Annotated in this window: 16 protein-coding genes and 1 pseudogene; 2 read left to right on the forward strand and 15 right to left on the reverse strand. The window is 57.0% G+C overall.

Features of this window, described 5'->3' with window-relative positions:
* Positions 1-158 precede the first annotated feature (158 nt).
* The 8 genes from ACQZ5K_RS21580 to ACQZ5K_RS21615 form a co-directional block, all read right to left on the reverse strand.
* Entirely contained in the window at positions 159-1,673 is a 1,515-nt protein-coding gene (locus ACQZ5K_RS21580) for an ATP-binding protein (protein ID WP_374997330.1), read from the reverse strand.
* Positions 1,670-2,389: a response regulator gene (locus tag ACQZ5K_RS21585; RefSeq protein WP_080865165.1), complete on the reverse strand. Its 720-nt coding sequence runs from the start codon at positions 2,387-2,389 to the stop codon at positions 1,670-1,672. Before ACQZ5K_RS21585 ends, ACQZ5K_RS21580 begins: the two co-directional genes overlap by 4 nt.
* A 197-nt stretch (positions 2,390-2,586) precedes the next feature.
* Positions 2,587-4,221, reverse strand: a complete 1,635-nt coding sequence (locus ACQZ5K_RS21590) for an NTP transferase domain-containing protein (protein ID WP_448741377.1) — start codon at positions 4,219-4,221, stop codon at positions 2,587-2,589.
* Positions 4,218-4,925: an XdhC family protein gene (locus ACQZ5K_RS21595; RefSeq protein ID WP_374997332.1), complete on the reverse strand. Its 708-nt coding sequence runs from the start codon at positions 4,923-4,925 to the stop codon at positions 4,218-4,220. The genes ACQZ5K_RS21590 and ACQZ5K_RS21595 overlap by 4 nt, the downstream gene beginning before the upstream one ends.
* The gene (locus tag ACQZ5K_RS21600; protein ID WP_374997333.1) at positions 4,925-5,245 is read right to left on the reverse strand and encodes an XdhC family protein; all 321 of its coding nucleotides are present in this window, start codon (positions 5,243-5,245) and stop codon (positions 4,925-4,927) included. The genes ACQZ5K_RS21595 and ACQZ5K_RS21600 overlap by 1 nt, the downstream gene beginning before the upstream one ends.
* A 252-nt stretch (positions 5,246-5,497) precedes the next feature.
* Positions 5,498-8,644, reverse strand: coding sequence for an efflux RND transporter permease subunit (locus ACQZ5K_RS21605; RefSeq protein WP_448741378.1), 3,147 nt, complete (start codon positions 8,642-8,644; stop codon positions 5,498-5,500).
* Between the two features lie 10 nt (positions 8,645-8,654).
* Entirely contained in the window at positions 8,655-9,911 is a 1,257-nt protein-coding gene (locus ACQZ5K_RS21610; protein WP_374997335.1) for an efflux RND transporter periplasmic adaptor subunit, read from the reverse strand.
* A gap of 169 nt (positions 9,912-10,080) precedes the next feature.
* Positions 10,081-10,287, reverse strand: coding sequence for a hypothetical protein (locus tag ACQZ5K_RS21615; RefSeq protein ID WP_374997336.1), 207 nt, complete (start codon positions 10,285-10,287; stop codon positions 10,081-10,083).
* 441 nt (positions 10,288-10,728) lie between these two features.
* Here ACQZ5K_RS21615 and ACQZ5K_RS21620 point away from each other — a divergent pair, with 441 nt between their 5' ends.
* Complete coding sequence (locus ACQZ5K_RS21620; RefSeq protein ID WP_448741379.1) at positions 10,729-12,888, forward strand: TonB-dependent receptor; 2,160 nt, start codon at positions 10,729-10,731, stop codon at positions 12,886-12,888.
* Positions 12,889-12,966: 78 nt separating this feature from the next.
* The gene (locus ACQZ5K_RS21625; RefSeq protein ID WP_448741380.1) at positions 12,967-13,782 is read left to right on the forward strand and encodes an AraC family transcriptional regulator; all 816 of its coding nucleotides are present in this window, start codon (positions 12,967-12,969) and stop codon (positions 13,780-13,782) included.
* Positions 13,783-13,868: 86 nt separating this feature from the next.
* On the opposite strand, the gene ACQZ5K_RS21630 is transcribed toward ACQZ5K_RS21625, so the two are convergent.
* The 7 genes and pseudogenes from ACQZ5K_RS21630 to ACQZ5K_RS21660 all read right to left on the reverse strand — a co-directional run bounded on the left by ACQZ5K_RS21630 (position 13,869) and on the right by ACQZ5K_RS21660 (position 22,309).
* Entirely contained in the window at positions 13,869-14,321 is a 453-nt protein-coding gene (locus ACQZ5K_RS21630; protein WP_448741381.1) for a hypothetical protein, read from the reverse strand.
* 57 nt (positions 14,322-14,378) lie between these two features.
* Positions 14,379-14,783, reverse strand: a complete 405-nt coding sequence (locus tag ACQZ5K_RS21635) for a hypothetical protein (protein ID WP_374997340.1) — start codon at positions 14,781-14,783, stop codon at positions 14,379-14,381.
* Positions 14,784-14,861: 78 nt separating this feature from the next.
* The gene (locus tag ACQZ5K_RS21640; protein WP_448741382.1) at positions 14,862-18,026 is read right to left on the reverse strand and encodes an efflux RND transporter permease subunit; all 3,165 of its coding nucleotides are present in this window, start codon (positions 18,024-18,026) and stop codon (positions 14,862-14,864) included.
* Positions 18,027-18,180: 154 nt separating this feature from the next.
* A complete protein-coding gene (locus ACQZ5K_RS21645) occupies positions 18,181-19,344 on the reverse strand; it encodes an efflux RND transporter periplasmic adaptor subunit (protein WP_374997342.1) in 1,164 nt (387 codons plus the stop codon).
* A gap of 343 nt (positions 19,345-19,687) precedes the next feature.
* Positions 19,688-20,185, reverse strand: a pseudogene (locus ACQZ5K_RS21650) (transposase); the annotation flags it as partial.
* Positions 20,186-20,656: 471 nt separating this feature from the next.
* The gene (locus tag ACQZ5K_RS21655; protein WP_374997343.1) at positions 20,657-21,328 is read right to left on the reverse strand and encodes an RraA family protein; all 672 of its coding nucleotides are present in this window, start codon (positions 21,326-21,328) and stop codon (positions 20,657-20,659) included.
* Positions 21,329-21,352: 24 nt separating this feature from the next.
* A complete protein-coding gene (locus tag ACQZ5K_RS21660) occupies positions 21,353-22,309 on the reverse strand; it encodes a hydroxyacid dehydrogenase (RefSeq protein WP_374997344.1) in 957 nt (318 codons plus the stop codon).
* Positions 22,310-22,447: the final 138 nt, after the last annotated feature.

A 22,447-nucleotide genomic window follows, 5' to 3' on the forward strand; every position in this document is an offset into this window, starting at 1 on the left:
CACGACCAGACAGCGCCGCGCATCAACCCTCAGCTATGATGTGAGCTTGCCGCCTCTAACGAGGAGATGGAGCTTCTCGAGTTCCGGAGCCGAAACGGGATCTGGTTTTGTGGGAGACTGGTGCTAACCAGGTTCCCGCAGAGTAACTGAACTATTGATCACGATGAGATCGAGGTAGCTTGTCGGCGGCGGCGCGCGGGAATGATTGCTGCGCTGACGTTCCATCGTTTTGAAATCGCGGCTCTGCTCACTTCACCATCATCGTGACGTGGAAGCGAAATAATGGTGCGCATCCCATTCTCCATGGTGACGAACGCGATATCACCCCCATGTTGACGAGCAACTGCACGCGCAATTGCCAGACCGAGCCCGATCCCGCCGGTTTGTTTATTACGAGACGCTTCAAGCCTGAAAAATGGAGCGAAGACCTTTTCCTTCATGTCGTCCGGGATGCCGGGTCCGCGATCCTCCACAACGATGTCTACTGTGGTCACAGTTTGCAAGATCAACACTTTGGCCTCGCTGCCGTATCGGACAGCATTCTCAACGATGTTGCGTATAGCCCTTCTCAACCCATCCGGCCGACAGCGATATGTTATCTTGTCCGCACTTACCAACGTGACCGGCCGCCCCAGATCCTCCTGATCGTCACATATGCTGCCGATCAACGCCTCGAGCTGGATCGGCCGGGTCTCTTCTTCCGTTGACTCGCCACGCGCGAAAGCGATCGCCGCTTCGGTCATGCTCTGTAACTCCTCAATTGTAGCGAGCATTTTCCGTTGGATGTCCTCATCCTTGACAAACTCCGTCCGCAACCGAAGAGAGGTGAGCGGTGTGCGCAGATCATGACCGATCGCAGCAAGCATTTTCGTTCTGTCGTCAATAAACCTGTGCAGGCGAGCTTGCATCTGGTTGAATGCAGATGCTGTTCGCCTCACCTCTTCCGGCCCGGATTCCTCCAATGGCGGGAGGTTCTCACCACGCCCAAGAGCCTCGGCAGCGATTGCCAGACTTCTCAGAGGCCTGGCAATACGGTTGCCCACCAGAACACCGATGATGGCAAGCACGGCGGCCGTCAAAACAAGCGAACTCAGGGAAGTGGAGGTCCACCAGCTACCTTGTTTTGTATAGAAGGCAGCGTTCAGATAGTTGCCGTCATCCAGCCTCACAGCCATGCCATATCCGCGAGCTCCATCGAAGTAGAGATACTTCACCGGTTGAGGAAGCGTCCATAGCTCCTGGTGGGGGGCCTTCCATTCCTGGCCACGGTTCGAGGACGCCACGCTTTTTGCCGTCGGTACCTGCGGTACGGCTGTTCCACCTTCAAAAAACCGCACGAGGTCGACGTAATTTTCGAGCGGTCGGCTGAAGTGGTCAACCGCCTGCAATCTCCACGTCGCCGCGCTCGCAGGATCTCCATCGCTTATCCAAAAACGCGAGTCCCCCGTTTCACTCGCGGTGAGCACCTGCTGCCTGGAGCTTGGAACGGCGTTGTTGATAAGACGCGTTATAGTGCGGGTGCGGCTGAGGAACTCGCTCTTGGCGGCGGCATCCACTGCCTTCCAATGCTCATTCCATGATATGACGAATGTAATGGCTTGAGCGATGAGCAAGGCCGCAAGGGTAAAGCCGATGAATTGCGCCGCGAGAGTTTTCGTCCATTTCTTTATCATTCTGGAGCCACTTCCACCGAGAGGCTGTAGCCACCGCCCCAGTGTGTCTTGATGATGGACGGATTTTTCGGGTTATCTTCGATTTTCTTCCTCAACCGACTGACCTGGTTGTCGATAGTGCGATCGAAGACGTCAGCAGTGCGACCAACGGTCAGATCGAGCAGCTGCTCTCGACTCAGAACAAACCCCGGTCGCTCGATGAAGACTTTCAACAAGCGGAACTCCGCTGAGCTTAAGGGAATTCCAACTCCGTCCTCGCCGGAGATCTCTTGACGGCCAAGGTTCACGCGCCAGGGCCCGACCCGCACATTCTTCAGGTTGGCCGCAGCGAGCGGCATAGTAGGGTTGCCCGATCTGCGCAGCACTGCCCGAATGCGGGCCAGGAGTTCTCTCGGATTGAAAGGCTTGACGAGATAATCGTCAGCGCCAAGTTCCAGGCCGATGATCCTGTCAGTATCGTCCGCCATAGCGGTGAGGAAAATTACCGGAGTGGCGGTAGATGTGCGCAACTGACGGCATACCGAAAGCCCGTCCTCGCCTGGCATCATCACATCAAGAACGATCAGGTCAGCTGTCTGTTTTTCCAACAGGCGGCGTAGCGCCGCGCCGCTCTCTACGGCTGTGACCCTGTAGCCCTGTTGTTCAAGATATTGTTGGACCAAATCCCGGATATCACCGTGATCATCAACAACAACTATATGCGCGGCCGCGTCCATGGTGATGTCCTTGTTTACCGTGGAGAATACATCAAGTCACCACATCTTCGCAGCCGAAAAAGTGTATCAAAGTTTCACAGCAGCCGACGGTTCGGATGACGGGGTGCCACGCAGCAGCCGGCCCGGAAAAGCGCAATTCACCGCACGTCTGAGTCAAGGCTTCAATGGCCAGGCCCGGAATTGCAGGCGCGATGACTTCATCTTGTCAAAACCCCGCCGGCCGCCTGAACGGCCTCGGGAGTATCCACGTCCAGATGCGCCGCATCGCCGATATCCACGTCGATAATCGGTAGCCCCGATGTTTCGATGATATGTCGTGCTCCGATATCGCCCTCAAGCCGCATTACAGCGTCGCCAAGCGATTTGGGAAGAATGACCGGGTTGCCACGCTTTCCCCGCGAGACTGCGCGGACGATTGCACGCCCGGAAGCAGAGCGGAAGGCTGCAATCAGGAGATTGAGATCGCCTGCCTTCACGCCGGGCATATCGGCGAGCATGACGAGAACACCATCCGCATCGCGCGCTGCCGGAGTTGAAAACCCTGAAATCAGCGAGCTTGCCATACCGGACGCATAGTCAGGGTTCTCGACAGCTGTCAAATCCAGTCCGGACAGCACCGCCATAATCTCGCTCCGCCGGTGGCCTGTCACGACGACGACGGATGCTGCGTCGGCAGTAAGGGCAGTCTTCGCCGTATGGCGCACCAGTGGCTCGCCATCGAATTCGGCCAGCAGCTTGTGAGCACCGCCCTCGCCCATTCGACTCGCCATCCCGGCAGCCAGAATGACCGCTGCAACCGTCACCGGTCGACTGGGTTCTGTGGCGCTTTCTCGCGGCCGTGGCCTGGTCTCGATTTCCATCAGCAGCCCGCCGACACCCATGCCCGTCAAATCCCGGGCATCCGGCTTCTCACCGGCCAGAATGCGATCCAAAACCCAATCGAAGCCATTCTCCTTTGGGCTCCGCGCACAACCAGGCGCCCCCACAACAAAGGTCTCGCCAATCCGTCCGAGAACAATGAGATTGCCGGGATCGACGGGCATACCGACGCTCAAGATCTCGCCTTTCGCCTGACGAATAGCTGCGGGGATAACATCGTCCTTATCGATTACCGCCGAGGCACCAAAGATGATGACAAGCTTCGGGAAGGGTTCAGAGGTGGCTATCACCTGACTGATGGCGGCGGCGACAGCATCATGTCTGTGAGCCACCCGCTGCTCGCGTTCCAGCCGGTTGCCGTATGAGGCAAGCCGGCGCTCCAGAATACGCGCAGTCTTGTCCATGACCGCGGGCTTGAGCGACGGCAGTTCGGTGGCGATAAGGGATACCGCGTGTTCACTGAACGGTTTGACCTCCAAGGCCACAGCCGTTCTCAAGGTGTCACAAGCGGCCTCGACCTTGCTGCCCGGCACGGCAAGGGGAATGATCTTGAAAGTCGCCACCATATCGCCTGCCCGGACACGCACATGATCGGCGAGACAGGCCAGCGTGATCGCCGGATCGATCCGATTGACGCAATCAACGACGTAACGATCTGCAACGAAGAGCCCGTCACTGGCGGCATAGACATTTACGCGTCCCGTCGTGGCCTCGGAGAAACGCAGGTGGTCCCGCGCGACAGCTTCGGCAAGCCGCCGGGCTGCCTCGTCTTCGTTGAGGTCGCCGTCCTCGATCCGCGCTGCGGTGACGCTGACGATACCGGCCTGTTTGAGTGCCTCAACGTCCGCTCGAGAAACACGGTGCCCTTTGCGCAAGGTCCGCTCCGGCAATCGGACCGCGTGCGCCAGCATTAGTCCTTCCGCCCTGGCGACTGGAAATTCGCCGAACTTCATTGAATCTCACCCTTCCGCGATCCCATATCACGCGTTCGCAACGCCTCTATGATCTGTGCGAGGATAGCGACCGCGATCTCTGCCGGACTGGAGGCACCGATAGGCAGCCCGACCGGCCCGTTGATGCGGGTGAGCGCTTCGTCGGCAAAGCCCTCGGCCCTCAGGCGACCCAGACGCGATGCATGGGTTCTTCTGCTTCCGAGTGCCCCAACATAAAAGCAACCGCGACGCAGGCCCTCCGCAATCGGGAAATCGTCTATTTTCGGATCATGCGTCACTGCAACGAGCGCAGTATAAGCGTCGAGGGGCTTCTCCTTCAGTGCGTCTGAGGGCCAGTCAGCAATCAGATCGATCCCGGCAAAACGCTCAGGCGTCGCAAATGCCGTCCGCGGATCGATAATACGTACACTAAAGCCAGCGAGTGCTGCCATCTTTGCCAAGACCTGACTTATATGGACGGCTCCGATAATGACGACATCGGGTGGCGGCAGATAAATGTTCAGAAAACAGCGACCACCGTCAATCTCAACAACGCTTGAACGCCTGGACCGGAACGCAGAAGCCACCGCCTCGCCGAGGGCGCCGTTGAGCTTGTCACCTTCTGCAATGACGCTCGACTTACCACTGTCGAGATCGGTGACCAATGCGGCCGCAGCCCGTGTGCGTCGGCAGGCATTCAGCCGTTCCAGTGTCGAAAGGTCCATCAGCCAAGCTTTTCTACATAGACGCGAATGCGCCCGCCGCAGGAAAGCCCGGCACGCCAGGCCGTCTCATCGGAGACACCGAATTCCAGCATCTTTGCCTCACCGGTGCCTATGACCTCCAGTGCTTCGGTAATAACGGCGCCCTCCACACAACCTCCGGAAACAGAGCCTTCGAAATTGGCGTCGCTATCGATCACCAAATGGCTCCCTGTCGGCCGCGGCGCCGAGCCCCACGTCTCGATGACGGTGGCTATCGCCACCTCGCGCCCGCTCTTCCGCCAGGTCTCGGCGATCACCAATGGATCCAGGTTAATCATCATCTCATCTCACCCATATATCACCCCTCACGCTCTCCAAGCCTCTCCTGCCGCCTCGCCATCAGGATCAGAATGCAGCTGAAGGATCGTTTGTCATTCCTGGCAGCTCTTTTCGCCCTCATCCTTTTGACTATTTCCGACCCGCAACGACGCTGTCGTCAAGATTCACACTACGCATAAATAAATTCCCTGCCGCCTTTTTGGCGTACTTAATTCGGAACGCCAATCCTGGCGAAGCAGCTTCAGGCCTGAACCCTATTCCGCCGGTGCGTTCGCAGTCGGCGGGATACGAGACGAGCGCGACCTCCCGAGACCGGCCAGCCTGCGGGTTACAACGTAGAGAACCGGAATGAGGAATATGCCGAAGACCGTCGCCGCGATCATCCCGCCCATCACGCCGATACCGATAGAATTCTGGCTCCCGGCCCCCGCGCCCGAAGCAGTTGCGAGCGGCAAGACCCCGAGGATAAAGGCAAAGGAGGTCATGAGGATAGGTCGAAGGCGTTGACGTGACGCCTCAATCGTCGCCTCGACAAGGCTTCTCCCTTTCACTTCTTCCGCTGTCGCAAACTCGACAATCAAGATTGCGTTTTTCGCTGTCAGTCCGATCGTCGTAAGCAACCCGACCTTGAAGTAAACATCATTCAGCTGGCCGAACTGGCTTGCCGCGATCAGTGCTCCCAAAATGCCCACCGGAACCGAGAGCATGACAGAAAAGGGAACCGTCCAGCTTTCGTAAAGTGCGGCAAGCGCCAGAAAGACGACGATGACGGAGATGATGTACAGTTGGAGGGCCTGATTGCCTGCGAGACGCTCCTCCGCCGATAGGCCGGTCCATTGGTGGGAGAACCCCGCTGGAAGATCAGCGACCATGCGATCAATCTCCTCCATTGCTTGCCCGGAACTTATCCCAACTGCGGGCGAACCCTGGAGCTGAACTGCGGACACGCCATTATATCGCTCGAGTCTTGGTGACCCAAAACTCCAGTTCCCGGTCGAAAAGGATGACAGAGGAACCATCTCACCGAGATTGTTGCGGACATGCCAGCGCTCGAAGTCCTCCGGCTGCATGCGAAATTCGGCGTCGGACTGGACGTAGACGCGCTTTACTCGGCCGCGGTCGAGGAAGTCGTTTACGTATGTGCCTCCCCAGGCTGTAGACAAAGTGGCGTCAATATCCGACAGGTTGATACCCAGTGCGCTCGCGCGGTCGCGATCTATAGCGATCGAGTATTGTGGCGTGTCGTCCTGTCCGTTGGGGCGTGTACCTGTCAGCCGGTCGTTTTGCGCTGCCGCGCCCAGCAGCTGGTTGCGGGCAGTCATTAAAGCCTCGTGTCCGGCGTTGCCGGTGTCGCGAAGAAAGAAATCGAAACCACTATTATTACCAAAGCCCGGGATCGCAGGAGGATTTAGCGCGACGACACGGCCGTCGGATATCTTCGTGAAAGCCGCCATTGCCCGCTGGACAATCGCCGCGGCCGATGCCTCGGGAGTACGCCTTTCCTCGAAGTCCTTCAGCGCGACAAATACGGTAGCGACATTCTGCCCCTGTCCGCCGAAACTGAAGCCGACAGATCCGAATATGCCTTCGACGTAATCACGCTCATTTGTCAGGTAGTGCTCGATGACCTGATCCAGAACTCGCCGTGTACGGTCAGCCGTCGCGCCTGGCGGCAACTGGACGGCGGTCACAAGGCGTCCCTGGTCCTCTTCGGGAAGAAAAGCAGAAGGCAGCTTTGTGAACAGCGACCCCACTCCAACAGCGATTGCTATGCACATGACGACGCCAACCGCGATGCGGCGAAGCAGAACTTGAGTGGCGTTTTGATACCCGTTTGTGAAGCGAGCGAACCCTGCATTGAACCATCGAAAGGGCGCAGCCTTCGCCGCTCCGTGGACTGGTCTCTTGAGGAGAGACGCGCAAAGGGCGGGCGTCAGCACCAGCGCGACAAGGACAGACAGGATCATGGATGTGATAATGGTAACAGAAAACTGTCGATAGATGATACCGACGGAGCCAGAAAAGAAAGCCATAGGAATGAACACAGCGGCCAGGACGGTTGTGATGCCTATGAGCGCGCTGCTGATCTCGCCCATTGACTTGATCGTCGCCTCGCGCGGGCCGAGGCCTTCTTCCCCCATGACCCGCTCGACATTCTCCACGACCACGATGGCATCATCCACCAGGAGACCGATCGCCAGCACCATCCCGAACATCGTGAGGGTATTGATGGAGTAGCCGAGCAGTTCCAGAACGGCGAACGTGCCGAGAAGCACCACTGGAATGGCCATCGTCGGGATAATTGTAGCTCGGATATTTTGCAGGAACACATACATGACGATGAAGACAAGGACGACGGCCTCGATGAGCGTAACCACTACTCCCTCAATCGACAATCGAACGAAAGGCGAGGTGTCGAACGGGTAATGTACATCCACGCCGGGCGGAAAATTCGGTCGCTGCCGCTCAATCTCGGCCCGAATGGCTTCAGCGGTATCCAGTGCGTTTGCATCTGCCGCCAATCGGAAACCGACGCCGGCCGCTGGCGTACCACTGTAGGTGCTTGAGAGGGTGTAACTCTCCGCACCCAGCTCCACCGTCGCAACGTCGCTCAGGCGGATAACGGATCCATCTGCATCACTGTCGAGAATGATCGCCTCGAATTGCTCTGCGGTTTGCAGACGACTGCCCGCTGTAACCGTGGCGTTAAGTTGCTGGCCACGTCGCTGCGGTACGGCACCGAGTTGGCCGGCGGAGACTTGCGTATTTTGCGCGCGCACAGCCTGCGTGACGTCGCTGACCATCAACCCGTGCTGAGCCAGCTTATCCGGATCGATCCAGATACGCATCGCATAGCGATCAGATCCAAGAAGGCGTGCTTCCCCGACGCCGGGAATCCGTCGTAACGTATCCATGAGCGTAGTGTCGATAAAGTCGGCGATATCGTTCCCGTTGAGACTTCCGTCGGATGATGCGAGAGCGGCAATCAAGAAAAAGCTTGCGGTCGATTTTGAAACGGTCAACCCACTATCGAGCACAGCCTGCGGCAAGCGTGCTTCAACAAGCTGGAGGTTGTTTTGAACCTGCATCTGCGCCACATCGGGATCAGCTTCGCTTGTAAAAGTGAGCGTGATCGAAGACTCGCCGGTCGCAGTGGAATTCGAGGAGATATAATCGACATTGTCGATCCCGGTCATCCCTTGCTCGATTACCTTCGTGACCGAGTCTTCGACGGTCTGTGCATCGGCCCCGGGATAATTCGCGGTGATCCGAACCGCCGGCGGTGCAATTTGAGGATATTGGGAAATCGACAACGAGGGGATCGAGAGCGCCCCTGCCATCATGATCGCAACTGCCAGAACTACGGCGAAGATGGGTCGTTCGATAAAAAAACGCGACATGACATAAATCCTATTGAAGCGAGAAGGTGCGCGCGCGCTCAACAGCCTTCGCATCGCGGCTCGGCTCACGTGACGCCGCCAAGGCCTGCTCCACGCCCCGCACCACCCCCGTGTCATCTTCAACGACGACCATCTTGACACGGACGTTCTGTCCGACCCGAGTTCGCTGCGATCCCTCCACTACCAGGCGGTCGCCCTCGGCGACGCCATCGGTGACGAGCCAGTTGTTCCCTACGGACCGGTCAACGGTCAGAACACGTTCTTCAATTTTTGAATCCCCGGTGACAAACCGGGCAACGGCTTGTCCGCGGGAATTGCGGGATACGGCCCGTTGAGGGACGAGGAAACTGCTTTCGACAAAGCCTTCTTCAATAAGGGCACGGACATACATGCCCGGCATTAGCATCCCGTCAGGGTTGGGGAAGACCGCACGCAACGACACCATCCCGGTTGACTGTGAAACCGCTGACCCAAGGAACTGAAGCTTGCCGGGATGCGGGAAGCGTGAACCGTCCTCAAGCTTCAGCTCGACTGCGACATATTCTCCATTTGACCGGATGCTGTTGGAGGCCAGCGCCCTGTTGAGTGCCAGGAGGCTGGCACTAGACCTTACAAGATCCACATTGATGATGTCGTGCTGACGGATGACGGTCAGCGGCTGCGCCTGGTCCCGCGTAACCAGAGCCCCCTGTGTGACGGCTGAGCCATCCACCCGTCCGCTGATCGGGGCGACTATTTTTGTGTAGCCAAGTTCGATGCGGGCCGCCTCAAGTGCAGCCGTCGCCGCTGCAACGTCTGCTTCCGCCTGTAGCAACTGCGTCCGGGCAATATCCAGTTCCTGCTCACTAACAGCATTGTTGGCGGTCAGCCGCTCGTAGCGTTCGAACCTGGCCCGGGCGCTTGGAACCGCGCTCTCGGCTCGCTGCAAGGCAGCTTGGGCATTTCGGTAGGCAACTTCAAACGGCGTCGGGTCCAGTTCGTACAGGACATCGCCAGCTGCAACGTTGCTACCCTCTACAAACACGCGCCGTTGGATCGCACCGGTCACGCGGGGGCGAACCTCAGAAACCAGATGGGCACTCGTCCGCCCCGGCAGTTCACGCGTGAGAGATACGCTTTTTTGTTTTAGTTCTTGAACACTTACTTCGGGATCCTGGGCCGTGGCCGACTGTTGTGCCTCGACCTCTGAATTGCAACCGTGCAACGCAAAACTGCAAAACCCGAGGAAAACCATATGAAGGAGGACCATCTTGGAACGTCGGACCATTTTAAAACCCCGTGCTTGATAGTGCTGTCGTTGGCTTTCGCAGCGTAACGGTTTTCAACGTAACGAGGTCTTGTCACGGCGATATGCCGGAGACTTCAGAAATTGTATCAATCTGTCGCCTGCTATTCACGCGGGGAGACAGCTACCGAGCCCGCCCCCGGTAGCTCGCTTATGAAGCCTCTTGAAACAATTCAGCGTTCTCAGCGCGCAATTGACCGAGCAACTGTTCGGATGTGGCCGATCGCTGTTGGGCAAACCGCAGCAGCCGTTGCGCGGCAGTGAGCGCGTTCTGGTCGCCCAGCTCCAGTTCATTCTCTTTACAGAAAATGATAAGCGCTTGTTTGACCTCACGAATCTCTAAAAGTCCAAGTGTCATGTTCGGTCTCCGAATTGCTGAACCGACGCTATGGTGACAGTGTGGTGTCTCCTGGCTTTGCCAAAGATGTAATAACTCGTGTCACACCTCTGCCCAGACGACGACACCCGGTTCCCGGCTTCGCATGCGGGGAAGCGACCGCTTTTTACCGGAGATTGGACCGTCAACGATCAGAATGGCCTGTTCATGCGACCCTTCGCACTTCGAAAAGCTGATATCGCGTGAAACGCAATCCCCTCGGGGTGAACCACGGGCCAGGCCCTTGCGACAACTCGCCTGAAGACTGAATACGGCAGCTCATATGTCGTCTAAAAGACACAACGTCTGTCCTCCGGAACGGTTTGGCCGAAATGCAAAACATTTTGTCCAGATATCGAAATGCTCGTGGTCACGAAACTGATTAGAAGACTAAAATAGTCAAGTTAATCGGGACGATAGAGCATGAACAGCGACGCGGATAGCAAGCCAGATGGTCAAAACAAACTCCAAAACCAATATAGCATGAAACTCCTTGTTTGCGTGTCGATGCTCGCGATCGTGGCCACGTCGGCTATCCCCGCGATTGCCCAGGAAGCGACCGAACAGGAATCGACCATCCTCAAGCCAATCGTCATAACTGCACGAAAAACGGAAGAATACATAAGGGACGTGCCTCAAAGCATCACCGTCGTAAAGCCGGAAGACATTGAAAGCAATGCACTCGACTCAGGCGGAGCGATCGCAGCAGCGTCTCCAAATGTCGTATGGCAGAATGCGTCCGTGGGCAGACAGTTCTTTTCGATACGCGGCATCAGTTCGCTGGGCGTGCCGAACAACTTCTCCGATGGCACAATCGGCTTTACGGTTGATGGCATACCCCAGAGTATGTTGAGTTCTCAGAATATGCTCTTTGACATCGATCATGTGGAAGTCCTTCGCGGGCCGCAGGGAACGCTTTGGGGCACGAATGCGCTCGGCGGCGCAATCAACGTGACCACCAAACAGCCAGACGGCGAACACGAGGCAAAGATCACAACCGAATACGGAGGACATGGCTATGCCATGGGCGAAGCCACACTCGGCGGCGTGCTGATTCCCGACGCCTTGAACGGGCGAATGGCAATTCGCTTCAATCACTATGACGGGGACATCGACAGCCTGTTCACCGACGATCTCGGCGCAAGAAAAATTGGTGCCTTTCGCGGAGGGCTGCAATTCAATGGCCTCGATGACACGACCATCGCACTAACCGGGAATTATCTTCGTGACGATTCAAACGCCCCCTTTTCTCTTTTGCGTGGAGCGCCAGGGTTTCCTGTCAGTGGAGTCGTGACAGAACCTGACTATGTTACGACGCATGCCGATGTCGGACTCACTATCAAGCACGAGTTCGAAAACTTTTCCCTCACGTCCATTACAGGCTTTCAGAGTAACAAGATGACGGCCCGGACCGAAGCAAATGATGTGCTCATTCCATCGTTGTTCCCGTTGGTAGGGAGCAATGTTTGGCACGGCGTCGACAAGGAAAAAATCTTCAGTCAGGAAATCCGGCTTAACTCCCTTGAAGGGGACGATATCAGGTGGGTCGTGGGAGGAAGTCTCAATTATTCGGATCTCGACCACAGCTGCACCGCTCCTCAATGCGCGCCATTCCCATATTCCGGTCTCGTCACCATGGACACGAACCTTCGAGCTTTGAATCTCGGCCTGTTCGGTGACGCCTCCGTCCCGCTCGGCGACAAATGGGAAGTGTCATTCGGGGGGCGCCTGAGCCATGATGACATCAAATTCAAACAGACCAACGATCTTCGGGTTGCCAGCCTGACGGGCGATAGCGATGCCGACGGAACCTATCTTACAGGACGCGCCGCGCTCGCCTACAAATGGAACGAAACCGCACAGAGCTACGTCTCCATCGCCCGGGGTCATGGAACCAGAATTTACCCGCTGTTTTCCTATCCGAACAACGGTATCGTGGCCGACGCTTATCCGGCGGCAGAGAACTGGACTTACGAACTTGGAACCAAAGTCGCACTTTTCGATGACCGTCTCGAACTGGACGGGAGTGTCTTTTATAATGACGTGAAGAACGGCGTCCTGAGCTATTATGATCCGGGCCTTGGAGGCTTCGCCACGACTTTCCAGAGTTATGAGACGTCCGGGTTCGAACTGCAGGCGCGTGCTGCAATTACGGACGAATTGAGCTTCAACGCGGGCGTAGGCTACACACACACCCGCCTCGGTTCGGACGGAGCGAGCTCGATTTTCGAAGGCAACCGGGTTCCCAATATCCCGGAATGGAGTGTCTCGGCGGGCCTGGCTTATGAAACGGATGCTGAAATGGTAGGCTTGCCCGGCTCGTTCAATGCCGCCATAGATTATCAGTACAGAAGCTCTCGCCCTGCTGATGTGCAGTCCACATTCGACCTTGACGCCTATAGCATCGTCAATGCCCGGGTCGGCTGGAAAAACACAGGCGGTGATTTTGAAATCTACGGTTTCGGACGCAACCTGTTCGACGAACGCTATGAAACGTTCGGTTCCGCCGGTTTCCTCGGCAGCCAGCTTGTTTCCGTGAGCCAGGGCCGCGTCCTGGGGGTCGGGATTTCAAAATCCTTCTGACCGGCTACGCTATAGCAGCGCTATGATGGCATGTGCGTCTGCGCCAATACTGATTGAAGATGATGAAGAGGTTTTCCAATGCCTATCCTGGAAGAATTCGAGACCGAATTTGATCCTGATACGGTGGATAAACCTCTCATCGTCGTTGGTGCAAAAAAAGCGGTTTCCTATTGGGAGAAGGGACAACACGCACACAACAAGGCCTCGCTTTTGCTGAACCTCAGAGGAATGGTGACTTGCGAAGCAGACGATGGTGTCTGGATCGTCCCTCCCCATTCCGCGCTGTGGATGCCCGCAGGGAAAGCTCATTCGGGGCGCTTGTCTGGTAACATCGAATGCTACGCGGTCTTCATCGACCCTGAATTGATCACCAGGCAGCCAAAGTCCTGCGCAACTCTTTCCGTTTCGCCTCTCTTGAGGGAGCTGGTTCTCAGATGCGCGCAGTCGCCTGTCGATGCGCCATTCTTCGACGCGGATTTTCGCATCCTGGCTGTCCTGTTGGATGAACTCGATGCTGCACAAGAAGTGAAGCTCTCGTTCCCGATGCCGAAATCGGCTCCCCTTCAGCAGCTTGCAGATTTGCTTCTCAAATATCCGGGAGACAAGGCGACTTTAGCCCAATGGGCAGCGAGGATCGGATTGAGCGAACGCACCTTGAGCCGATCGCTTCAGCTTGAGACCGGCATGAGCTTTGGCCGGTGGCGACGTCAGCTGCATGTCGTCCTCGCCCTTCAGCGACTGGGCGACGGCGAAATCGTTCAAAATGTCGCAATAGATCTTGGATATGAAAGTGCAAGCAGTTTCGTGACAATGTTTCGAAAGACGTTGGGAAAGCCGCCAGCCCGGTATCTGATGGACCAAAACTACAGCCTGACCGAGGTGCACCCGTCTTGAAATTACCGCTTCATCTTCGTGCACCCGAAATCCGACGACCCTCCCGAATCCCGAAACCAATGCAATATTGCCGGTCAGCTACGGCGTTATCTGGTCGCATCCACGATGCCGCGCCTCAAATCCGCCGCGACGGCCTGAAATAATTGATGATCGACTGCTTTTCCCAGACCCGGACACTCATTTCCATCCCCCTGCACATCAACGCCGATAGCATACAAGGTGTCGAGTGCTGAAACATCTAGTGTCGCAACGACGTTGGGATCTTTCCTGACCTCGGCTTCACCCATCGCATGTTGAACCGTAACTCCGTCCGCATGTGCGCTACCGAACGATATAAACAATGAAAACAACATGACGATCACAGGGAGGTAGGGAGTTCGTGACATGACTGTTCCTAAAATATCAGCAGAACTGGCGACGAGTGATGTCGATCGTCGACGACCGACAAAAAGATGACATCCTATGTCATGTTTGCCTGATTTCTGCATATCGGCATCCGGACAAAATATATCGCGATCCGGCCAAATGGCTTTGATCAAGCGGATTGCGTGACCCGGCCGGCTCAGGTTTGCGATTCGAGCAGATGTGGCGGGTTCTTACTTATCCGGCGCCTCCGACAAGAGACGCTGGGCAAACCCCAAAGCCTCTTCTTCGGAACCAGCAATGAGCAACGGATATCCCCAGAATTTGGCGAATGCCGCCGCGAACGCCTTCATTGCCAGGCGCTTTGCTGCGCCGGGCTCAATATGGACCATGCCTTTCACATATGTACGCAGATCGTGTTTGTGTCTTTTCATCCATAGAGAGACCTGCTTTTTTTCCTCCTGGGTGTGCTCGTGGTCGTCTTCCTCAGCAGTCAGACTGAGAAAAACGAACTTCTCCTTCCGTGCCAGAAGAGCTTCGAATCTTTCGAAATCTTCTTTGTGATCATGTTCTGGCTCTGCGTGACTATGTGTAAAATCGACCCAGACGTAGGGGAACTGAGAGGCGTCCATTTTCATGATTTTCTCCTTCGACCTTGCCAGATTGCTTTTTAGCTCTTTGAATTTCGGGGACGCGGCTTGGTGACAGGCCAGCACTCACAGATGGCCGGGTCTTAATTCGGTATCGACCGAGCTGTCGTGATCTTGATGCAATTTTTCGACTGCCGGCTGACGCTCCCTCCAGGTGATCAGGCGATAGAACATCGGAATGAAGAACGTCGCGATAAAGGTGGCTGCAAGCATCCCGCCAATGACGCCGGTTCCAATCGCGTGGCGGCTGGCCGACCCAGCCCCGCTGCTGATCGCAAGCGGCAACACACCGAGAATGAAGGCGAGCGACGTCATGACGATGGGGCGGAAACGGAGACGGGCACCTTCAAGGGCGGCTTCCGCGGCAGTGACACCCTCCCGATGCTTGAGCACGGCGAATTCAACAATCAGGATCGCGTTCTTCGCCGCCAGTCCGATTAAAGTCACCATGCCAATCTGGAAATAGATGTCATTTGTAAGGCCCCGCAGCATCGTCGCGAGAAGTGCGCCGAACAAAGCAAAAGGAATTGCGGTGATCACAGCCAGTGGCAGGCTCCACCGCTCGTATTGCGCGGCGAGAATGAGAAACACCATCACGACACCGAAAATCATGGCGAGTGAGCCTGATCCGCTGGCCTCCAGTTCCTGATAAGCCGAGCCGGTCCATGCGATCTGAAACCCTTCACCGAGCGCCTCCCTGGACACCTCCTGCATGGCGCGGATCGCGTCACCGGACGTATAGCCGGGGGCCGGATCGCCCGTCACCTTGCCAGACGCGAAGGCGTTGAAGCGCTCCACCTGATCGGGGCCGATTGTCCGCGTGAGCGTTACGAGTGCGCTGAGGGGAACCATGTTTCCGGAATCCGACCGGACGAAGACCTGTCGAACATCATCGGGAGACTCACGGAAGGGAGCCTCCGACTGAAGGTTGACCTGGTAGTTTCGGCCCAACAGAGTAAAATCGTTGACGTAAAGGCTGCCGAAGGTAGCCTGCATCGCGTCGAAGACCGAGTTGATCGGTACCCCGATCGCCTTTGCCTTTTCGCGGTCCAACGTTGCCGTAAAGCGAGGAATATTCGTGTCGAAGCTTGTACGGACCGATGTCAGTTCCGGCCGTTTGGCAGCCATTTCGACAATCTTGGCCACTTGTTGGCCCAAAGCTTCGGTTCCCAGCCCCGCCCGGTCCTGAATATAGGCTTCAAAACCACCTGTCGTTGACATGCCCATGATGGCTGGAGGGTTGAATGCCAGAACAACTGCATCCTTGATGCCGGCGTTCATCCCCATCATCGGTCCCGGCAAATTTCTTGCATCCAAGTCGGCGGTCTTTCGCTCGTCCCAATCCTTCAGGTTGATGAAGGAAGTGCCGACATTTGATTTGAGGCTGCTCGAAAGAATGTCGAAGCCAGCGAAGGCGAACACCTGACTGATCGCGGGGTGTTCCGACAGGATTGTCGTCGATTGGTCCATTGCTGCTCTGGTCCGCGTCAGGGAGGCGGCAGGTGGCAGCATTGTGACAGTGAAGAGCACGCCCTGATCTTCATCCGGAACGAGTGAGCCCGGCAGGGTGTAGAAAAGATAGCCGGTCGCTCCAAGCATACCACTGACGATGAGCAGTCCGGTCGCAAAGCGTTTGATGAAGAACCGAACTCCGGCCGTATAACCGCGCGTCAGAGCATCAAAACCGCGGTTGAAGATCCGGAAAGGCAAGAGCGGTTCGGTGTGGCCCGGCTTCAGCAAAAGGGCACACAATGCGGGTGTAAGACTGAGCGCTACGATGCCCGACAGGATCACGGATATGGCGATCGTGACGGCAAACTGCTTGTACATCTCTCCCGCGAGCCCACCCATGAACGAGACGGGGATAAAAACGGCGCATAGCACCAGCACGATAGCGATGACGGGACCTGTCACCTCGCTCATGGCCTTGATGGCAGCTTCTCGTGGCGACAGTTTTTCGACGCTCATCAGACGCTCGACATTCCCCAGCACGACGATCGCGTCATCGACGACAATGCCGATGGCGAGTACGAGGCCAAAAAGGGTCAACAGGTTGATTGAAAAGCCGAGGAGATAGATGCCCGTAAATGTGCCAACGATCGAGATCGGCACTGCAATGACCGGAATGAGCGTCGCTCGCCAGTTTTGCAGGAACAGAAAAACAACGAATACCACGAGCACGATCGCCTCGATAAAGGTGTGGATCACCTCATCAATCGACACCTGGATGAAGCGTGTCGTATCATAGGGGACGGCATACTGTATCCCGTCCGGGAAGGCGATTTTCAGTTCATCCATCCGGGCCTTGATCGCTGTCATAGTGTTCAGCGCATTGGCGCCCGGCTGCAGGTAGAGCGCGACGGGAACAGCGGGCGTGCCATTCAGCTGGCTGTCAAGCGTGTAGCTCTTGGTGCCCAGCTCCACACGCGCGACGTCCTTCAGTCGCAGGGCAGCGCCGTCGTCACCGGAGCGCAGGATGATGTTCTCAAATGCCACCGTGTCGGGAAGCCGTCCCTGGGTCGTGACGGTGTAGGTGAAGGACTGATCGTTCTGACTGGGCTGATCGCCGATTTTCCCCGCAGCAAACTGTGAGTTCTGCTCCCTGATGGCCGTGGCGACATCCGTCGGAGTAAGGTCGTATTGGGCAAGTTTGTCGGGTCGCAACCAGATGCGCATGGAGTAATCAATGTCGCCGAGGATCTTTGCGTCACCGATCCCGGGAATGCGCTTGAGATCGTCGACGATGTTCAGAAGCGCGTAGTTGCCGACAAACGCACGATCATAACGCGGGTTTGACGAATACATCGCGATGAAGCCAAGGATCGATGTTGACTGCTTCTCGACTGTCACTCCCAGCCGCTTCACGTCCTCCGGAAGGGAGGCAGTCGCACGCTGGACGCGATTATTGACGTTGATCGTTGCCTGGTCTGGATCTGTCCCAAGGGCAAAGGTGACCGTGAGCTGCATCGTCCCGTCATCGGAATTAAACGACTGCATGTAGATCATGTTATCGACGCCGTTGATCTGCTCCTCGATCGGGGCTGCAACTGTTTGCGCCAGAGTTTCGGCAGTTGCGCCCGGATAACTTGCCGTCACCACAACTTGTGGCGGCGTCAGTTCCGGATACTGTGCAATCGGAAGAAGACGCAGGGAAGCAAGGCCCGCAAGCACGAGCACGATGGAAATAACGGCTGCCAGAACGGGCCGGTCGATGAACAATCGCGATGTCATGATGATACTCTCATGGCCATGGGCTGGTATTGGTCAGCGCGTCGGTCTCCCGAACCCCGTTGCAAAAGGGCGTTGCGCGCGCATCCCGCGCACACAGGCGCTTGGCACTCTATTCAAACTGGTCGTCGCGTCCGGTTGAGAACGCGCGGCCCTCTCAGTTTTTAGCAATTTTTGTCGAGGCGTTTATACTTTCTGTAACCTGTACAGGCGCTCCGGGCATCACCTTCATGATGCCTTCTGAAATAACCTTGTCGCCGGCAGAAAGACCGGAGGTCACGAGCCACTCCTTCCCGATCTTCTGTCCAAGGGTGACCGGGCTGATTTTCGCCTTCCCTTCCCCATCGATCGTATAGACGAACTGCCCTTGCGGTCCCTGCATCAGCGCCATGTCAGGGATCGTAATGGCGTTGTCCATCGAAACTCCCGTGATCCGCGCGCGGACAAATTGGCCTGGAAGCAATCTTCGGTCCGGGTTCGCCACAACTGCACGGGCCTGCAGCGTTCCGGTCTTTTTATCGATCGTGGGCGATGTGAAATCGACGATGCCCGTATATTCATACCCGGAACCATCGGCAAAAGTGACAGCGACTTGAAGCTCCGGCTTATCTCCCGTCGCCGCCTTGGAGGATATCAGACGTTGCACCTCCGCTGTCTCATTGTCGGAAAACGAAAAATTGACGTATACGGGGTCGAGCTGCGTGATCTTTGTCAACAATCCTGCATCGCCATCCGTGCCAATCAAACTTCCTTCAGACACCTGCTCCATGCTGGTTAGCCCGTCAACCGGGGCAACCACCGATGTATGATCCAGATTGAGCTGTCCGGCAGCCACCTGTGCCTGGGCGACTGCAACTGCCGCCTCTGCAAGCTCTCGCACTGAAATCGCGTCATCACGAGACTTCTCGCTTCCAACGTTTTTCTCGAAAAGGGTCGCGCTGCGCTGTTCCTCTCGCCGAGCCTGGTTAAGCTGAGCTTCCGCTTGCTTTAATTGCGCATTGGCTTGCGCGAGTGCGACCCTGTATGGAGCGGGATCAATCGAAAACAGTGGCTGCCCGGCTTTGACATGGGCCCCCTCTGTGAAGTTACGCTTTAGAAGAATACCGCCGACCTGAGCGCGCACGTTAACATCACGGCTAGCGGTAATCCGTGCCGAGTACTGATAGCTCAAGGCGACGGATTTCTGCGTCAGCTCCACGACGGTCACCGCGGGGGGAGGCATGGCTGAAGCCTCCTGCGCGAGAGATGAACTGGAAAGAAGGGAGGTAAGCACGGCAGCATAGAGCAGCCTTTGCGCAAAATCAGATACTAGAATGCTCATTCGACGGTCCAGCAGGTTTCAATACCGCAGTACGCGGTGGGGACAAATGGGCGCCGGTGTTTGAGACTGGGGTCAGGGTCAAACACCAGCGCATCCAGATTTCCAATGGGGAAGAAAATCTGGACTTTAGTTCTCATAAATTATCGGGAATTCTAGCTGGCGTCATTGCGCAATACGGTCAAAATATTTCGCAGAAACGCCAACCTGCCGGCGCATCGAAACCTCGCGTACAGCGATCCATGCCTTCCGCTAAACGCTACGGATGTCCAATGGGAGGTTCTGGCCGAGGCCGGGCGCCCTGACCGTGCGAACCACATGGGCGGCGACATCCCTGCACCCGGGGCTAGCCGCCTGCAAGAATCGCCACGCTGGCCCTCTTGGTCACCTCTTGCGGCTCGACCAGATCGATGATCTTTCCAATCCTGTCCCATAGCCCGGTGACAGTTCTTTCGGCGGTCCTCCGCAGGAGTGCCTTCAGCTTGGAGAAGGCCTTCTCCATGGGGTTGAAGTATAGGCTGTACGGCGGAAGAAACATCATTGTCTCGCGCCCCCTTTTCTATCACTTCCCGCGCCGCCGGTCTCTTGTGGCTCCACAGATCATCAAGGATGAGAACGTCGCCCGGTTTCAATATCGGCACCAGAACCTGAGCGACATAGGCCTCGAACCACTCGCCGTTGATCGGCCCGTCGATGACGAGCGGTACGACCATTCCCGTACTGCGCAGGCCCGCAACCAGTGTGGTTGTCTTGCGGTGACCATGAGGAAACTCCATTCGCAACCGCTCGCCCTTCCTGCAGTGCGAGCCATATTGGTTGCCGTCCAGGTCTCGTCTATGAACACGAAGCATCATACCTCACGGGCACCCATCGTTTTGGTTGATCGCCGATTGCGGCTCTCGCAACCAGGCAAGGCCGTGCAGGCGTTCACGAACATTGGCGGCGTGACGACAGAGCCACCGTATCGCGTCGATCAAGCCCGCTTTTGACCGAATTCCGTCGAGCCACGATCACAGGGCCGGCTTGGATAGCGGTACGCGGCCCAAAGCTGGCTTGACCCAGAGGACATGCTCAAATTGCGGAGGGAATGGGTGTCCTGAAGCAATTCGAAAGCCTCGAAATCGCGTGATCCGGCAAGGTGGCGGAGGGTACCAGACGCCGGGGGCAGCGATGCGGACAGTTTGTGAGGTTATGCTCTTGAAGGGAATCAAACGGGCCGCGCCCTAGATAAATACTCCATCTGGAAATTGCTCGGTTGGCTCTTCCGACGCCATACGGTCAGCCGCCGCCAGGTTGTGCGGCGGCCGGGGTTTTTTCATGCTGTAATGCAGCCCAGCTTCGTCAAGGCGGCGTCTACCCAGGCCCTGTCATTTTTACCCGCGCGGATCGCTTCCATCTGCTTCATCTCGGCTTCATGCTTTTTTATCGCCGCTGCAAAAACGTCTTCGGCCTCGTCCATGTGCACGCTGAGGAAGCCGTCTGCGTCTCCACATACGAGGTCGCCAGGATTGATTACCATTCCGCCGATCGAGATCGGCACGTTCACCTCGCCCGGACCATCCTTGTAGGGACCGCGGTGAGTGACGCCGAGGGCAAACACCGGAAATGATCCGGCGGACAATTCGGCGCTGTCGCGGATGGCGCCGTTGATAACGATGCCGCCGAGACCGCGCTGAATTGCGTGCGCCACCATCAGCTCGCCGATGATGGCGTTTGTCAGATCCCCGCCAGCATCGACGACTACGACGTCACCCGGTTCGGCGATATCTAGCGCCTTGTGGACCATGAGATTGTCGCCCGGACGCGCCTTCACAGTGATCGCCGGACCGACCATCATGCCGCCGATGTAATACGGGCGAAGTGCTGCACCGCCAGCTGTCATGCGGCTCATCACGTCGCTGATGTTGGCAACTGGCAGGCTGCGAAACGCATCTATCCATTTTGCATCTACCTTTCGGTCGCGCGCACAAATCCGAAATCCGATCATGTCAATTCTCCAATGTCGATAGGTTCAGGCGGCAGAAGTGAGGTTCTTGTTGGCAAGCGCCTGGTTGTCATAGCCTCGTCCTTCCAGGACGCCGATGATGTGAGTAGCACTCTGTACCGCCATGTTGCGCAGCGCCGAGCGGCTGGCGCCGCCGACATGCGGCGTCGCGACGAGATTGGAAAGTCCCCAGAGCGGGCTGTCGGCCGGCGGTGGCTCCTCCTCGAAACTGTCGAGGGCGGCACCGGCAATCGCTTGCGATTGCAACGCCGCGACAAGTGCAGCCTGATCGACCACCGCACCACGCGCCGTATTGATCAGAAAGGCATCCGGCTTCATTAATGACAGGCGCTCGGCATTGATGAGATGGTGCGTCTGAGGCATCAGCGGGCAATGCAGGCTGACGACGTCAGCAGCTTTCAGGATCTCGCGGAGATCGCGACTGACCGTAACCTCCGACGTATCCGCGGCAAACGGATCATAGGCAATGACCTTCATGCCGAGGCCGCGGGCAAGGGCGGCGGCGCGCTGACCGATCTCTCCGAAACCGACGACACCGAACACCGCACCGGCGAGATCACGCCCCACATACTTCGTCTTCGGCCAACCGCCCGCCTTCACCTGAGCATCGAGCGGCAGAACATCCTTCATCAGGCTGACCGTCAGGCTGATTGCCAACTCCGCCACCGATTGGGCGTTGGCGGCAAGAGCCCGCAGAACCGGAACACCGATTTCGGTAGCAGCCGCAAGGTCGATATTATCGACGCCACTGCCGTGCTTCGCGATCACCTTCAATCTTGGCGATGCAGCGATCACCGACCGGTCGATCGATCCCTGCCGCACCAGAATTGCATCGACATGATTATCGCGCGCTATGGCCGCCAGATCGGCCGGTGTCGAATAGGCCGGAGCGAAAATCGGGGACAGCCGATGATCCGCCAGCAGTTGCATGGCTTCGGAGACCAACTGGGCTCCAGTAACCATCACTCGACCCTGACTTTGTCCATCATTTTCATTCGTCGCAGTCATATGTGCGCCTCATCTGTACCATTTGCCGGAAAATTCGGGAAAGAGCACCCGGCCTGCGCCGCAGGTTGCCTGATATCCCCGTGTCTTTGAGAT

This window comes from Agrobacterium sp. 22-226-1 (assembly GCF_053522345.1).